The organism is Fervidobacterium nodosum Rt17-B1 (assembly GCF_000017545.1).
Taxonomy (GTDB): Bacteria; Thermotogota; Thermotogae; order Thermotogales; family Fervidobacteriaceae; genus Fervidobacterium; species Fervidobacterium nodosum.
In genome coordinates this window covers 1,004,138-1,020,662 of sequence record NC_009718.1, presented here as the reverse complement: position 1 = coordinate 1,020,662, position 16,525 = coordinate 1,004,138, and the positions used below count along the sequence as shown (strand labels likewise).

Annotated in this window: 11 protein-coding genes and 1 CRISPR repeat array (1 of these 12 only partly in view); of the genes, 2 read left to right on the top strand and 9 right to left on the bottom strand. The window is 34.0% G+C overall.

Features of this window, described 5'->3' with window-relative positions:
• Nucleotides 1-1,190: direct repeats of the CRISPR family, unit length 30 nt; unit sequence GTTTCAATCCCTAATAGGTATGCTAAAAGC; it reaches 10,567 nt to the left of the window's first position.
• A gap of 175 nt (nucleotides 1,191-1,365) precedes the next feature.
• Genes FNOD_RS04900 through cas6 form a run of 5 tightly spaced genes read right to left on the bottom strand, consistent with a single transcriptional unit; the run spans nucleotide 1,366 to nucleotide 8,051 of the window.
• On the bottom strand, nucleotides 1,366-3,717 hold the full coding sequence (locus FNOD_RS04900) for a CRISPR-associated helicase/endonuclease Cas3 (RefSeq protein ID WP_041256902.1): 2,352 nt from the start codon (nucleotides 3,715-3,717) through the stop codon (nucleotides 1,366-1,368).
• 60 nt (nucleotides 3,718-3,777) lie between these two features.
• On the bottom strand, nucleotides 3,778-4,488 hold the full coding sequence (gene cas5b, locus FNOD_RS04895) for a type I-B CRISPR-associated protein Cas5b (protein WP_011994104.1): 711 nt from the start codon (nucleotides 4,486-4,488) through the stop codon (nucleotides 3,778-3,780).
• A 4-nt stretch (nucleotides 4,489-4,492) separates the two neighbouring features.
• Nucleotides 4,493-5,401: a type I-B CRISPR-associated protein Cas7/Csh2 gene (cas7b, locus tag FNOD_RS04890; RefSeq protein WP_011994103.1), complete on the bottom strand. Its 909-nt coding sequence runs from the start codon at nucleotides 5,399-5,401 to the stop codon at nucleotides 4,493-4,495.
• Nucleotides 5,394-7,316: a TIGR02556 family CRISPR-associated protein gene (locus FNOD_RS04885; protein ID WP_420794714.1), complete on the bottom strand. Its 1,923-nt coding sequence runs from the start codon at nucleotides 7,314-7,316 to the stop codon at nucleotides 5,394-5,396. The genes cas7b and FNOD_RS04885 overlap by 8 nt, the downstream gene beginning before the upstream one ends.
• 12 nt (nucleotides 7,317-7,328) lie before the next feature.
• Complete coding sequence (cas6, locus tag FNOD_RS04880; protein ID WP_011994101.1) at nucleotides 7,329-8,051, bottom strand: CRISPR-associated endoribonuclease Cas6; 723 nt, start codon at nucleotides 8,049-8,051, stop codon at nucleotides 7,329-7,331.
• 244 nt (nucleotides 8,052-8,295) lie between these two features.
• Here cas6 and FNOD_RS04875 point away from each other — a divergent pair, with 244 nt between their 5' ends.
• Together FNOD_RS04875 and FNOD_RS04870 are read left to right on the top strand one after the other, a co-directional pair.
• Nucleotides 8,296-9,291, top strand: a complete 996-nt coding sequence (locus FNOD_RS04875; RefSeq protein WP_041256899.1) for a hypothetical protein — start codon at nucleotides 8,296-8,298, stop codon at nucleotides 9,289-9,291.
• Between the two features lie 150 nt (nucleotides 9,292-9,441).
• Nucleotides 9,442-10,341: an AAA family ATPase gene (locus FNOD_RS04870; protein ID WP_049751011.1), complete on the top strand. Its 900-nt coding sequence runs from the start codon at nucleotides 9,442-9,444 to the stop codon at nucleotides 10,339-10,341.
• Between the two features lie 8 nt (nucleotides 10,342-10,349).
• Here the strand turns inward: FNOD_RS04870 and FNOD_RS04865 are convergent, their stop codons facing one another.
• The 4 genes from FNOD_RS04865 to FNOD_RS04850 are packed head-to-tail and all read right to left on the bottom strand — an operon-like array spanning nucleotide 10,350 to nucleotide 16,517.
• On the bottom strand, nucleotides 10,350-10,961 hold the full coding sequence (locus FNOD_RS04865) for a SagB/ThcOx family dehydrogenase (RefSeq protein WP_011994098.1): 612 nt from the start codon (nucleotides 10,959-10,961) through the stop codon (nucleotides 10,350-10,352).
• Between the two features lie 41 nt (nucleotides 10,962-11,002).
• Nucleotides 11,003-13,345, bottom strand: coding sequence for a phenylalanine--tRNA ligase subunit beta (pheT, locus tag FNOD_RS04860; RefSeq protein ID WP_011994097.1), 2,343 nt, complete (start codon nucleotides 13,343-13,345; stop codon nucleotides 11,003-11,005).
• Between the two features lie 32 nt (nucleotides 13,346-13,377).
• The gene (locus tag FNOD_RS04855) at nucleotides 13,378-13,998 is read right to left on the bottom strand and encodes a hypothetical protein (RefSeq protein WP_011994096.1); all 621 of its coding nucleotides are present in this window, start codon (nucleotides 13,996-13,998) and stop codon (nucleotides 13,378-13,380) included.
• Nucleotides 13,999-14,048: 50 nt separating this feature from the next.
• Nucleotides 14,049-16,517 carry a lipase family protein gene (locus FNOD_RS04850; protein ID WP_011994095.1) on the bottom strand — a complete coding sequence of 823 codons (2,469 nt, stop codon included), beginning with the start codon at nucleotides 16,515-16,517 and terminating at the stop codon, nucleotides 14,049-14,051.
• Nucleotides 16,518-16,525 lie beyond the last annotated feature (8 nt).

The window sequence follows — 16,525 nt, the reverse complement described above, 5'->3', positions numbered from 1 at the left end:
AGAGCCGATGAAGAACAAGAATATGAGCTGGGTTTCAATCCCTAATAGGTATGCTAAAAGCGAAGTTGGTGCTTTGTTGCAGTTTTTAGAAAAATAGTTTCAATCCCTAATAGGTATGCTAAAAGCCAGAATCAGAAACAGAGGTTCTGAAGGAGGTAAAAATGTTTCAATCCCTAATAGGTATGCTAAAAGCGCAAAATTGCTGTATGGATTTAAAAAGATAGCACCGTTTCAATCCCTAATAGGTATGCTAAAAGCAAATTTTTAGACCAAGACGTATACCGCGTTTGGTGGTAGTTTCAATCCCTAATAGGTATGCTAAAAGCGTGTATTGTTTGCTTGGGCTGTGAGTCTTGCAAGCTCAGTTTCAATCCCTAATAGGTATGCTAAAAGCCTACGAAGACTATTCCATCTGCGTGTCCGATGATTGGGTTTCAATCCCTAATAGGTATGCTAAAAGCCAAGGATACCAAAAGAACTACAACGGCGGGTATAAGTTTCAATCCCTAATAGGTATGCTAAAAGCCAACACCATTAACCAGCGTCTTCGTCTTCATACTTGTTTCAATCCCTAATAGGTATGCTAAAAGCCGAGGTTCCAGTTGTAGAGCTGATTACCTATTGCCATGTTTCAATCCCTAATAGGTATGCTAAAAGCCGGCTAAAGAGCCAGTAATTGAAAAATCAGTATTGCTTCGTTTCAATCCCTAATAGGTATGCTAAAAGCGTCGAAGCGCGTGTGTAAAAAACAGTGCATTTTGCGTTTCAATCCCTAATAGGTATGCTAAAAGCTATTCAAAAATTATCAGGGTGAACTTGAGCAACTTCGTTTCAATCCCTAATAGGTATGCTAAAAGCTAAATAGTATGGTGCCTCAAGCTTGTGTTTGTCAAGTTTCAATCCCTAATAGGTATGCTAAAAGCGAAAAACATCCATTTGACGAAGATAAGCCACATCCACGTTTCAATCCCTAATAGGTATGCTAAAAGCGCAAAAATCTTTCTCGAATCAACACCATATGCACGGTTTCAATCCCTAATAGGTATGCTAAAAGCTGGGTCAAATCTAAGGGTTATCCGTCTGGATTTCAATTGTTTCAATCCCTAATAGGTATGCTAAAAGCCCTGCTATCTGGTGAAAAACTGCTTAAGTTGTTCTTCGTTTCAATCCCTAATAGGTATGCTAAAAGCCCGCTTGGTATTGATTTTTAAAAGGTTTTGGATTTTTATTGTTTTTTACTATTTTGTTAATCAACTTCCAAAACCTTTTAATTTTCTTACTTCTCTTTTTCGTCGATCTCCAGTTATTTTTGCATGATTGATGGTCGACGAATTTTATGCTTGTGTTTATATTATATCATATTATTCATATTATATCATAAGATTTCTTGTGCCTTTTAAACCCAGTTTCATAATTGTAGTAATCATTTACTATTTCACGTGGAATAACATAAAGTCCAAATTGTTCAACAAAAGATGAATGGTATTCTATCGGTACTGAAATTGTGTAATTGCTTATTATTGGCTTTATTTCTAAGTACTTTTCTCGTTTTTCATAATAATCTTTTAATTTTATTATGTCACAAAATCTTTTAAAACCTTCTTCTGAAATATCATCGCACATTACAAAAACATCCACAAAATTTGGCTTGTTTTCTATAATCGAAAAATCTGATATTGGTGTTATATTTTCACTTTTATCTTCAGAGAAATTTAAAGTTTTTATTGATTTAATCAAGTTTTCTGACCTTTTCTTAGATAAATTTTCCTGAATAGATTTAAAATACTCTGAAATTAAGCAGAAATAATCTTTTTCACTGTATTTTTCTGATTTTTGCAATATCTTTTTCGTCTCTTGGAGAGTTGTCAAACCATAGATGTATCTTCCATATCCGTAAGTTAAATCATTATTGCTCTCATTTGGAATAAGAGAGTAAACATATACTGTCCCGTTTTCTTTTAAATTATTTCTATTACATCTTCCGGCGCATTGGATAATAGAATCCAAAGGTCCTATATCTCTTATTACCACATCAAAATCAATATCTACTCCTGCCTCCACAACTTGAGTAGAAACAAGTATTATCTTTTCGCCTTTACTTAAGAGTTCTTTTATTTTTTTTATTTTTTCTAATCTATGAATTGGGAGTAAATTTGTTGATAAGTAAAAAACGGGTCTGTTTATTCCTTTTAAATTTTCGTACACTTCTAACGAGGAATTTATTGTATTGCAGACTATTAAATATGACTTATCTTGCAAATTTTCTTTGAGTTCTTTTATAAAATCCTCTAATTTTCTGCTAGATAAATTTGGTAAAAGAGTTGTTCGATTAAAAATTGAAAAGTATTTTTCATTGTTATCCAAGAGTTCTAAAGAATCTTTAAATATGTACGGTTTTGTTGCTGTCATAAGTATTATTCTTAAATCATATAGTTCTGTCGCTTTTTCTAAAACATATTCAATAAGAGGTAACAGAGAAATGTCTATGGCTTGTATTTCGTCTAAGATAATTATAGAGCCTTTTATGTTGATTAGTTTTTTCAGCATTCTATTTCTCGTACTTATTAATGTTTCAAAGAGTTGAACAAAAGTTGTTACAATTATTCCACTTGACCAATTTTCAATTAGTAGTTCAGATTCTAATAAATCATACTTATATTCGTTTTCTATGTATTCAGGTTTCACTAAACTATGGTGCTTTATTATGTACTTGCTACTTTCCCTTTCGAAGTTTTTCAAAACTTTATGTATCTGATAAATTGTTTCGTAATTTTGGTCTATTATTGAGGTAAATGGGAGTGAGTAAACAATTCTTCGATTGCCACCTAAAAGCTCTCTTAATTTTACTGCCGCGAAGAAACCAGCGAAAGTTTTTCCCGTCCCAGTAGGCGCAGTTATTGTAAATATTCTCGATTTATTATAGTACTTTTCTAAATTTTTTTGAATTCTTTCAAATATTTCATTCCTTATTTCATTTATTCCTAAATTGTTAATAGCAGTTTTTATCATTACTTCTCTTCCTCTGTTTAGTTCCGCAAAACTGGCAAAAGCTTCATTCGGAATTATTGTTCCAGATGCGCTGAGTTTGTCTGCGGATATTAAAGCAGAATAAAGCAATTGATGAATGAAAAACACATCATCACTTTTTTCTTTCTCTAATTTTATCTTTATTTGTTTTAGCATTTTTAGAACTTCTACAATATCACATTCTAAGAATTTCTGAATGTATTCTACAAAATTAATTTTATATTCTTCTTGTTCGTCTATGGTTTTGTACTCTTCTATAATTGAATCTTTATTCTTTATTATGTCATTCCTTTGGACTTCAAATATTTCTATCTTATCAGCTAATTTATAGTCAGAGTTCATTATACCTCTTGTGCTTATAGGTAAGTGATTATCTACGTTTTCCAAGTCACCATGATGATGCAGTACTACGCTATAAGAAATCAATGGAAGAAAACTTTCCGTACCAAATTCTTTTAGACTACAAAAAGCCGCAAATAGAGCCGAAATGAAACCGTGTTTTGCATATTTTCCTTCTTTCTTTGTTTCTAAATATTTTTGAAAATATGTGGTAAATTTTCCAAAATCATGAGTGTATGCTATTATCTTAAAGCACTTTTTTAAATCACCGTCATTTATTTTTTCTTGAGATATTTCGTAAACTTCTTTTAAATGTTCGATTAATCTTTTATCCGGGTGTGAATAAAACACTCTTAACCCTCCAATTAGCTTTGAAGTTAGAAAATAAAAGAAAGGTGCCATTCGGCACCATTACATTAAAACAATATTTTCCTCATTTATAACGTAATAATGTGAGTTAAGCTTAACTTCTATTGCTTTTCCACTTTCTTCAAAAATGTAGTCTTCCATTTCTATGACTGTCCTTTCTCTAGAAAAATCTCTTGGCATTTTTTCCTTTAGTAAAATTACTTCTTCTTCCACTTTTAAAGAAGATATCAAGTTTCTTCTAATTACAGATGATACTTTCACAAAATCTTCGCTAAATTTTGGTTCTGCTTGAAATTTTCCTTTGAGATCTATTGAGATATTAAAGGGAGCGACACCAAAATAAGGGATATAGCAAAATTTGTTATTTTTCAATCTGTATTCTAAATCTTCCATTATTGTTTGATCAACATGGTTAACATAAACCCTATATATTACTTTATCATTCGAAGTAATAATTTCAAATGGAATTTGTGTATGTTCGTCTGGGTCATACACATTACTTGGAGTTTTAGCTTTTATATAGTTCAATGTTTGAATAATTTTTCTTGTTGGAGTTGCTTTTTTAAGTCCTATATTTAACTTTTGTGCATTTAATATTTCATAGTAACTATCCCTTTCAAAACCTAAAATTGCTGCAATAATTCCCTCCAACGTTGTTCTCGGTGGAATTGAATAAGAGAGCGAAGAAGAATTTGTGTAAAATTTCCTAAAGTGTGCAAATTTTCCCTTTATATCAAATACTAAGAATTCCATATTTTCACCTTATTTCTTCAAGTTTTCCATCTCCCAGACCTGCCAAAGCATCTTTTAGTTTTTTAACTTCACCATTTACTTTAAGTTCTAGATTTTTATCTGCGAAGTAGTATATTTTGTTTATTTTTTCTTTGTTGTTTTTTAAAGTTTCCACAAGCTCAGAGATATCCAAAGCGCATTCTTTGATATCTCTAATACTTTCAACTTTTTCTTCAAGTTTTATTAAATCTCTGAAATCACCAAGTACTGTTTCAGAATCTGTGTACTCAACTCTCATATACAATCTCGGATATTGACCTATTTTGCTTCGCGTAGCTTGAAGTGGGATTGCTTTTACCATTGCTTCATCCAGTAATTTTAAGTCTTCGTTGGTTAGTTTTGTTTTTTCAGCTCTTCTGCCACTTACAACTCCAAAAAATGCTATTAGTGAATACTTTACTCTGAAATCTTTTCCTATAGTTCCTTGCTGCGCGTTTTCGCTTGTTGCAAATTGTGAAGTTATACTTGCTTCAAGAAGTTCGACTTTGTTGAGTGAATATCCCCAATTAAACTGTACGGGCCCTATATAAGCTCTGTTATTTCCTTTTACTGGCATTGTTGCACCAAACAATCTAACATCTATAAGTTTACTTAGGATTTCATCTTCTTTTGAATTTTTAAAATCTTCCATCCTTTTCTCCGCAGTCACTGGCTTGTCATCAATTTTTCTTACGAATATATCGTAGCCTTTTTCGTATAAATAATCTCTTATATATCTTTTTAACCTTAAATCCGAAACCAAGTTTATTTCTCTTTCATTGTCCATCCTTGGTCTGTTCTCTTCGTCTGGATCACCGTTAGGGTTGCAAAGTTGAGCATCGTAAATGAATAAAATCTCACTGTTATTAACCTTACTTTTTTCTTTTTCATCCATTTTCAGTCTCCCCCTTCATAATAGTTTTTAGTGTTGCATAAGAATATCCTGAGAGAATATAAAATAAATTTTCATTTTTATTTAATTTCCAATTTTTAAGGTTTTCGTCCAAAAGTCTTTTCATCTCAGCGTAAGTTGTTTCATGGTATTTTCTTATCTTTTCTTGCTCCAATTTAGCATACACTTCATTTGCTATTTTAATTATTTTTGATTTATCAATTCCATTGAAATTCAACTTATTAAGAATTGGTTTTTTGTCACTGTTGTATTTTTTGTACTGACTGTTTCCAATCTCACCAATCAAAATGCCAAGAAGAAACATTGCAGATTGTTGCTCATCATAACCCATTGTGGAAATATAATTTTTTATATCTTCCCTAACGTTTAATTTGCTCGTATCCAATGTATTCCCCTCCTTTAAATTTCCCATTTTTTCTAAAAATTTTACAAGCATGTTAGCGTTGAGAATGTAGAATTCTAAGCTGTCCTTATTTATGTTATAACCATTTTTTTGTAAGTAGATTACCTTAGTGGCTTCTATAAATTTACCTATCAATGTTTCTTTTTCTATAGGTTTAAAAGTTAATAGGCTTTCATAAAAATCTAGTATATACTTGTACTCTGTCACTTCTCCTGCGCTTACTTTAACGGGAATTAGGTAGTATATTTTCTGGAGATCTATGTATGTTTCATAATTCATTTGAATAGCTTTTTTTACAATTTCACGGGCACATTTTGAGGCTTCTGCGATTCTATCAAAGATGGATGGAGGCACATCTTTTATAAATCTTCGTATTTTTGTAGCTTGCTGTGATTTTTTGAAAAACAGGAAATTAACTAAAAAATATCTGTTTTCATCAGTTATTCCCAAAATTTTTTCTTCGAATTCTTGAACACCTTTTAAATTTTTTACTATATTATACGAATTTATGATTTTATCAACAACTAAATCAAGCTCACTTTCATTTAGAGGTTCACCGTATATAAAATGTGGAAAAATATACAAGCTTAGATCTCCTAACTTAGTTTTTAACTTGTTATCAAGATATGTTTCTGCTGCAAGGATAGCATTCAAACAATTTTGACAGATAACCATATTTTTGTAGAACTTATTTGGATCGAGTTCACTTGCAAATGTTATTTTATCGTTCGTATAGTATTTTATCTTCATTTTCTTCAGGTCATCTGTTAAATTTTCAGTAGAACCACATATATTACATCGTAAATCTTTACTCTTCTCTTTTTTAGAACTCGTTTCACTCTTTTCGCCTGAACTTTTATATTCTAAAACTTTTCTCCTATATTCTTCATATTTGCTTAAAGGTTCACCATCAATATATATTACGAATAGACCGAATTCATTTAGCTTAGCCTCATAATTTTCAAACAGTATTTTTTCAAATTGTTTTTCAAGAACTTTTAGAAATCCCTTATCGTTTCCTTGGTTTTGCTTTGAGTATTCTTCGTATAATTTTCTAACATCTACATTTGGATCTAGGTAATACAAATTTAGAGCATATCTATACTTACTTTTAATGCCTGGCCCTAAGTCAACATAGAACTTTTCAAAAATGTGCTTTAATTTTTGATTTAATGGTTCCCCAAAATCAATATTTGTTAAGTTAAAAAGTGTCTCTGATAGAAAATATGTTATTTTATTATTAGCTGCGTACCATTGTGGGGCATTAGGGCCATCTGCTGTTCCGATGTACAGGTATTTTCTTGCGGTATCACTATCTATTTCCTCTGAAACATCCAACTCCAAATTTTCCTTACTGAATTTTAGTTTCAAAACATGATAGAGATTTCCTTTTTTATCTTTGGCTGGTAGTTCTTTTATAAGACTATCGATAAGACTTTTATTTTCCAATAAAGCCCTGCCAATTTGAACTATACCTTCTAGCAAATTTTTCACCTCCAATGATAATTATATGAATTCAAAGCAACCAAAACCTTGCGAGTTTTTCGCACCTAATCCCGTGTAATATGCAATATTTATTAATTCATCAGAACCATTAATTTGAAAGATACCATTCCAACCTCTTATAACCGTGCCTTTATATATAACTATACTTTCCTTGAGATTTGAGACAGGTGTTATTTCAAAATATCTATTTTTAGGTTCTTTTTCAAAATAAGCTATATATTTCTTTATTAAATTGTTTGCCAAAATTTCTTGGAACTCTTTTTCTTTTGGATTGTAATAATATGTCTTTTTGCGACCATTTAATTCAAATGTGCTATAAGCAACTATCGGTGATTTTGTTATGATTTTTCCAAAGTTAGTCGTATTTGACTTTAACTCTATTTTGTCTACGTGAATTCTTTCACCTTTGATATCCAAACCTTCGAGAAGTAGATTGTTTACGACGTATTCTATGAATTTATCTTCTATTGTTGAAATGTGTAAATACGCTCTTTCAAAGTATGTTATCGTTTTTCTTTCTATATCAATTGAAAATTTTCCCTCGAGCCTCGAGAAGGTAAACATTTTAAATCGCCTTTTACCAAATTGAAAACCAGTATCGTGGATAAATTTAGAGTAGTTCTCATCACTGAGAAGGTTTAGAATTGCGGCTTGGAGTATGTGGTTGTAATGGATGGGAAGGGTAAGTGGTTTATCAAGTTTTAATGTTAGAATCCCCCTCAAGATATCACCCCGGTTCAAAATTCATTTTTATTATACCATGTTGTTGTAAATATAATGTTAATTTTTCATTATTTTTTGTATAACTTACGCACGTTAAAGTATAATAAAAGGCTTAAGTATTGTTTTTTCGTTGCTTGAATTTGTAAATTTCTTGCAATCGGTTTTAGACTTATTGCTTAGTATAGTTCATGGAGCTTTAAGTTCATTAGCTTTTGATGGGGTAATTCGTTATGAGAAATATGATATGCCAGAATTCGCTATGAGCGGAAAACCGATGGAGCTAATAGTAAAGAAATATGGAAGTTTGATTGAAGAAATAAGGACACGTATTTTAGGTATTGAAAACAACAAATCTTATCTGCCATTTGAGATTATTAAAGATGTCGTTAGTATCAAACCTAGCGTGAGCAATGAGAAGTATTTTACCCCCGCTTTTGACCTTCTGACAGATGTGGTTATAATGAGTGGTTTGGCAAGTGATATGAATTCATTTGAGGTAAGGAGCAGATACTTTTACGTTTTGGCTACCACGGAAAGTATTGATAAAGTATCATCGGACACTTTTGATTACGAGATTTATTGTGTCACTGGTCCGTATACGTTTTTGATTAATAATGTGTTTTATTTAATTGCTTCTGGTAAGTATAAATACATATATCTTGTTTCTAATGAAAAGCATTACGATAAAGTGAAAGATACTGTTCCCAACGATTTGTACACAAGAATTTTAAATGTGACTTCAGAATGGGATGAGTACGCAGATAGAATTCTCACAAACCTCATTTCGAAGAAACTTCTAATCTACGAGCCTCAATTCGCGACTTTAAGGTTGTATGCCGTCAATCGCGGGATTGATTTTTATTACATAAGAACGCCACATCATTTTAATAAGTTTATTAGGAAGATGGGAAAGAAAAACAGAGAATTGCTTGAGTTGGTTAAGCCATATAACCAGACTGATATAGAAGATCAGTATGTATTTCTTAAGAGATTGAAAGAAATGGACATGATTCAGTTATTTACATCACTTGACAAAAAGTACGCAATTGTTGAATTTGCGAAAAGAACTTACAAAAAAAGCAAACTTGATATCCTCGATAGGGTAACTGATGATAAATTGCCTACAGGATTGTTGTCCGCTATTTCTCATGCGTATCTAATAGACCACGATTTTGTAAGAGATTTAGGAACTGAGTTGAATTTAACACATAAGCCTATTGTTGTATTCAATCCCAAGTAAAGTACTTTATTCTCTTCATTTCCACCATTTTCAATAAACAATTTGCCCTCTGAATATTGCCTGCGCCTTTCAACAGGACTTTTAAAGTACTTTGCCCATATTTTTAGGTAAATTAAACAATATTAAATAATATGGGGAGGTATGTTGCTTATGGCAACAACAAGCGAATTATTTGAAATACTACCAGCAATAATGTCTGCTGGTGAAGTTCCAATGCTTGTAGGTCATGCTGGAGTGGGTAAGACGGAGGTAATAAGGTCGATTGGGAGAAAGTACAATAGGGAAGTAATAGTCTTATCTTTATCTCAAATGGAACCTGGTGATTTAATTGGTATGCCGACAAGAGATGGTGATAAAACGATCTGGTTAAGGCCAGAATGGTGGCCGAAAGACGGAAATACCATTTTGTTCTTGGATGAGATTAATAGGTCGCATGAGACTGTCAGAGCGGCTATTATGCAACTTTTATTAGATAGAAGATTGAATACTCATGTTTTACCAGAAGGCACATGGCTTGCCGCAGCGATGAATCCGGAAACAGACAAATACGAAGTGAATGTGACTATTGACCAAGCGTATATCGACAGGTTTGTTTGGTTTAAAGTAGTTAACAAGTTTGATGATTGGGAGATGTACGCGCTTAATAATGTAAGCGGCAAGGGTGAGATGTATATTAGAGCGCTTGAGAGTGTTTACAAACTTGACTCTTCAGTCTTTCAAATGCCTTCAGATTTTAACCTTCCAGAGATAGTGCCAACTCCGAGAGCCCATATGAGAGCGGCTAAATTGTTCCAATGTATTGATGAGCGAATCATGGATAAATATGGTTTTGAAATCTTGAAAGGCATAATAGGTAAGAAATATGCGAATTTATTATTAAAACAATTGAGGATGTTTAATAATCCATCTTTGTCTGTAGAAGACCTGCTGAGCTATAACCAAAATAAGATTAAGTCGGTCACGCCACAGATGAGAATGAACACGGCCCAGCAGTTGGTTAATTATATCATAGATAACAATTTGACTGATGAGCAATGTTTCAATCCCTAATAGGTATGCTAAAAGCTGTAAAGGTTTTGGCATACGTGACCAGCGTCAAGTAAAATTGCTTTGTGTGAGGCTGGACCGTAACGCCATTCTGTTCTGTATGGTATGGCTGTCCATATGAATACCGCGCTTGCTGTTCCAACGAATGTTTGGTCAAGCGTGGCTCTGATTATTCTTTCTCTAAGGTGCGGTTCTTTTTTGTGGAGCACAAGTTTGTGTTCAATGGGTAAGTATCTGTAAATTGCTTCTTCAAGTCCTTGTACGTTTATAGCATATATGTACGTTTCAAATGGATGTCTACACCCTGCAGAAGGTACTGTTCTAAAAGCTGCTTTTGGTGTTATATTCCTTATCCCTTGCGTTGTCCAAAGTAGATAAGCCAATTCTTCGATTGTCAAAGGTTCGTTTGTGTATTTTCTATGGCTCATTCTATTTTCTATCGCTTCAGAGACTGTTTTCGTTCCAAGGTGTTTGACTGTTGGAAGGTCGATTAGAATGCAACCTTCTTCAACAGGTTTCTCAAAAGGTGGCATTGGTATACCTTTTTTCTGGTCACTTGTGAATTTCTCCAATTCTCCCCAATTTGATTTTAAAAGTTTTCGCCCTTCTTCGAATTTGTTCATATTAAGCCACCCCACCTTGGTTTTTTATTGTATTGAATATATTAAAATCTTGGGTTTACTTCGAATTTTTCTTTGATTTGTTTTTTAATATCTTCGATTGCTATATCCACTTCTTCGTCACTGAGCGTGCGCTCTGGATGTCTGAATTTTGCATATATGGTTACGCTGTAATACCCTTCACCAACTTGTCTGTAAATATCGTCGATACCAACTTCTTCAACAAGCGGGTTTGATTTGTATATTTCAAGAATTCCAGCGATTTCCTGTCCAATCGGTATTAGGTACGAAACATCTCTTCTTATATACGGGAATTGTGGTATGGCTTTGTATGTTTTTTGAGTTTTTGCCGATTCGTATATTTTTTCAAGGTATATCTCCGCAACGTATATCTCATCTTTTACATCGTAAAGTTTGTCAGCGATTTCTGGCTCAAGCATACCTATGAATCCTATATCTTTTCCATGAGTTTTTATCAATGCGCATCTTGTCGGTATAAAGCCTTTCTTTGAGTATTTTTCAAATTGTGCTTTAATGCCAAATCTTAATAAGATTTCATCGATAACACCTTTAAATGTATAGAAAGATACATTTCTTTTGTCGGTGTAATCATTTACAGATTCCCTGCCAGTGGCTACGAAAGCAAGCGCTTCTTCTTCGAATGGTTTTCCATTTTTTAGGTTGAATATTTTACCTATTTCGAATAATCTAATGTCCTTTATCTGTCTTTTGTAGTTGTATGAAAGCGATTCGAGTAAACCGTAGAGGATACTCGGTCTCATTGTGTCAAAGTCGGATATTATTGGATTGCTTACGGGAAGGCCTTTTCCGTTGATTTCAAATTTTTCTATGAGTTTGCTTGATGTGAATGAAAGTGTGTTAGCTTCGTTGAAACCAAAGCTTGTTAGAAGTTGTTTTAGTTCGTATCTGAGTTTTTGGATTTGGCTTCTGCCTTTTTCGATAGCAAGCATCCTTGGTGGTTCAGCGTGTATGTTGTCGTATCCGTGTATTCTCCCAACTTCTTCCATTATGTCTTCTGGGATGGATACGTCAAAGTATCTGAATGATGGTACGTAAACCTGGTATCCATCTTTTGTTTCTTCCACTTCAAATCCGAGCGGTTCGATGTATTCTCCGATGTGTTTAACTTCTATTCCAATTACTTTTTTTGGGAAGTGTTTTGGAACGAAGATGACTTTTTGTTGGAGTTTCTTTTTCCACACGTCAACGATTTCCGCTGATGGTTCGCCGTCCGCGAGCTTTTGGATTAATTCTGAGAGTCTTTCTATTACGTAAAGTGCATCGTCGAAGTCTACGCCTCTTTCAAATCTGTAGGAAGAGTCAGAAGAGACGCTTAGTTTTCTCGAAGTTCTTCTGATGCGTACCGGGTCGAACATTGCGACTTCAAGGAGGACATCTGTGGTTGTTTCGGATATACCAGATTCTTCTCCACCCATTATTCCACCAAGCGCGAGTAATTTTTCACCATCGGTTATGAGTACTTCGCCGCCGGAGAATTCGTATGTTTTACCATCTAATAGAAGCATTTTTTCCCCTGGGTTGGCGTCTTTTACTACTATTCTCCCCGCTAATTTTGATAGGTCAAATGCGTGTACGGGGTGTCCTGTTTCGAGCATCACGTAATTTGTTATATCAACGATGTTGTTAATTGGTCTTAATCCTGAAGCGATTAGTCTTTTTTGTAGCCACATGGGGCTTGGCTTTACTTTAACGTTGTTTATTACCCTTGCGGTGTATCGCCAGCATCCGTCAGTTTTTATTTCTATATCGACTTTGCTATTACCTGCAGCTTTTACGCTTGGAATTGGAAATCGTGGTGTTCTCTTAAGCCCTGCCGATAATTCTCTTGTTACACCGAAATAGGAAAGGCAGTCAGGTCTATTTGGTGTAATTTCCATTTCGATGTACCAATCTGATAATCCAAGTAGTCGGATAACGTCTTCGCCGAGTGGTAATTCTTCGTCTGTTGTGTATACGTGTTCGCTTTTTTCTTCAAGCCCAAGCTCTTCTAACGAACAGAGCATTCCTTCAGAAAATATTCCACGCATTTCCCTTTTTTGTATTTCAACACCATTTGCAAGTTTCGCGCCTTCGAGCGCCACGTAAACGTATTTCCCAGTTTGTACGGATACGTCAGCTGTTAAGATTGTTCTATGCTCACTGCCTATATTAACTGTACAAATGACAAGTTTTTCAGCGTTTGGGTGCTTTTCAACTTTTTCGATTTTTCCAATAACAATTGGACCGTTTATCGGAAATACTGGTCCATTATCATCTATATCGAATCCAAGTTTTGGTAGTTTCTCAAGTACTTCTTCGCGTGAAACATCGATATATTCATTCAACCATTCTAATGAAATTCTCACCCTAAGACACCTCCATTAATAATTCAAATAGTTTATTGATAAATCCATATTTTCCATATAATTGTTATTGCTATTCCAAATAATGGGCTGAGCCACCAAGTGTGGGAAAATTTTTTTACCTTCCAAAGTCTGTATAGGAATCCGAGCGCTAAAGAGAGAAATGCAAAAAGATAATTATTTGCCAAGAAGAATACGAAGAATGCCAAACGTTCGGATATACCGTCTAAGTCATTGTATTGTAGGTCATTTGGATAGAAGTTTCTGAAAAAGTAGGTTACTGCCATCGTTACTACTGCCATTCCAAGAAGGTATATAGCGAATTCTTTTGATATGTATGAATAAACAAATAAATCTGCAACAAGATAATTTAGAATCAGTGCAATTACAAGTTCAGATAATTCCAGCATGTGTATGTAATTTACATTTTTTATTTTTGTTCTTAAAATATCTCCTGAGACATGAATAATAGCCATAATGGAAAGTACTATGATTCCTCGAGTAGATTTCAACAGAGTGTCAAATGTGAATGCGAGTAATGCAAATAACGACCAGATGATGTGTTCAATGAGTTTGTAACCTTTGTAGGTCCTTATCTTTGTGTTGTCGGTGAAACCGTGGTCTGCGACAAAATGTGCTAGGAATAGATGTAGCATTTTTAAACCTCCCTGTTCGTCTTTTAGATTTGTATTGGACTATCTAATTATCATCCAATCTTGTATAACAATACTCCTTCGCTTGTCATAATATACAATTTATCTTCCCACACGCTTGCATCGTATACGACTCCTGGAACGTTTTCAACGAACCTATCGATTTTTTTGGCTTCAAAGTCGATGAGTGTAATAAAGTTGTCTCCAACAGCGACAATATATTTCCCGGATTTGTAAAGCTTAAGATTCCCAATCCATCCTTCGCCAGTGTAAGCGTAATTTCCAGCTCTGTTGAATACAAGCAAGCCATATGCACGTGTGGTTGCTATAATGTAGTCGTCAACGACTATGGCATACGTCAAGTCATAGCTTTTGTAAAGCCCAATGGGAGCTGTGTATTTTATTCCATAAAAGTATCTGTATATTTCTCGGTTGGTCATGAGTATGATTTCATTACCGTCATATATGACTTTACCGTACACACCGCGTAAGGTTATTATCAAATTACCCGTTTCGTCAACAAAATCAACTCTTTCGTTTGGCCTTGGCTTTGCGAATATCGCGAAGTCCTTTGTTGCTAAAGAATCATCCGCTGATGTCGAATTGTAACTAATCGCATCCGCGAGTTTTCTGTAGAAGATTTTCGTTTGAGTCGTATAGCTTATACCATCGATTGTTTCTTTCAAGTTTAAAATGCTCTCGTCCCATACTTTCGTTCCAGAGACGTATAATCCTTTCTCATCGGCTGTGTATATAATACCACCGTAAACTGCTATTTGATTGCCTGTAAATGGGAGTGTTTGGATGAATTTTATGTAAGGATTATCGGTAATTTTCCACTCATCAATTTGGAATTGTTGAACTTGCTCAGCTGAGAGGAATCTCTCAAAGACTTTCTCTTTATCGCTCGTCACTTTTTCTGAGAATGTATCGTCTTTGTAAGATGGTAGTTCTGGTAACTTATATTCAAAAAATTGTTTCAATTCTTGTATGAATTCATCACTTACATAGAAATTATTCCAACTACCATTAAATATTTTCAATGTCATGTAAGGCATTCTTGCGGAATTTTTTGAGACAACACCATCACCGAGGTTCAATACTAACTCGGGATAAAGTCTTTCTAAAAGGCTCGAAGTTACATCGATGGACATTGGTGGAGTGTTTCCCATGTACGCGGTTGTTTCTATATCTGTTCTGTATGGTAAATATCTCATTGATTTTAAAAACTCGGAATTTGGTATTAAATCAGAATAATAAATATTGACACCTTCTATGTAAGATTTTAAATAACTTTGCATAGAAGCGATAATTGATTGTGGGATGTTGTAAAGCGTCTCAGCCGCGGATGGTTTCGCTGGGTATATAGAAACAGCTAGCCTTGGGTCTGCTATGTTTGTTCCATAAAATGGCGTTGAAATGTAAGCAACCTTGCGTACATTTTTTATTTCTGGGTGCTTTGAGAGGCAGTAGTAAACAATTAACCCACCGATTTCGTGAGCAAGTATATCAAATTGGATATTAGAATACTTTTTTAGTTGTTCTGCTAATCTTTCCGCTTCGAATATAATCGCGCTTGGCAGCGGGTTAGCGTTTTTAAAAGAATTAAATAGTGTTGTGTAGTTGTACGATCTAACTTCGTTCAATGGGTATTTGTAAATTAATATGGACCTGTTTTTGAAAACACTTTGCCACAGAGAAATACCTGATACTTTTGTTGATTCGAAATATCCGGAAAAACCGGGGTCGCTTCCTGGAACTATAAGAAGCGTTGGTTCGGCCGAAATTGTTTTGTAAATTTCTAAAATACCTGTTTTGAGAGTTTGGCCAGGCGTAGAGACGACGCCAATCCAACGTGGAATTACAAATAAATTAGATTCGACATAGTACCCTTTTTCATCTTTACCTATTGAACTCCCTGGAATTATATTGTATGCTTTTCCATCGGTGGTTATCGCAGCGAAGGATAGTGAATTTGCGTCGTTACTTCCAATAAGTGATGATGGAAAATAGTATCTAAGAGTTATTGGCAGTGTTGCCATATCGTATTTTCCATCGCTGGGAATTATTTCATAAATTGGACTGACGAAATTTCCAGTATTCAAAAGAGATTGAAGATTCTGTTGAGGTGGTATCTTAATCCTAAATGATTTTTCATATGTGAAAGCTCCACTCGGAATAGAAATAACAAAATTTTCTACTGTTTGAGTTCCTTCCGAAACGATAGTTTCCTTATTTGATGACTTTGATAATAAGATGATGGCTACAGATAATAGTGTAATACCCGCCAATGTTAAAAATAAAAGTATTTTATGTGCCCATAGATACTTTGGAAAGTTTTTAATTGCGGAAAATATCTGCCGAACTTCGAATTTCGGCTTTGTACTTTTTGATTTCTCTTGATTTAATGAATTATTAGTTCCATTGGAGGATTTAGAAGACTCACTGCCTTCTTTTTGGGGGATTTTTTTCTTTAAAATCTTACTAAAGGTATTTTTTATATTGTCAAAAAATTTTGGCATAGTTACCC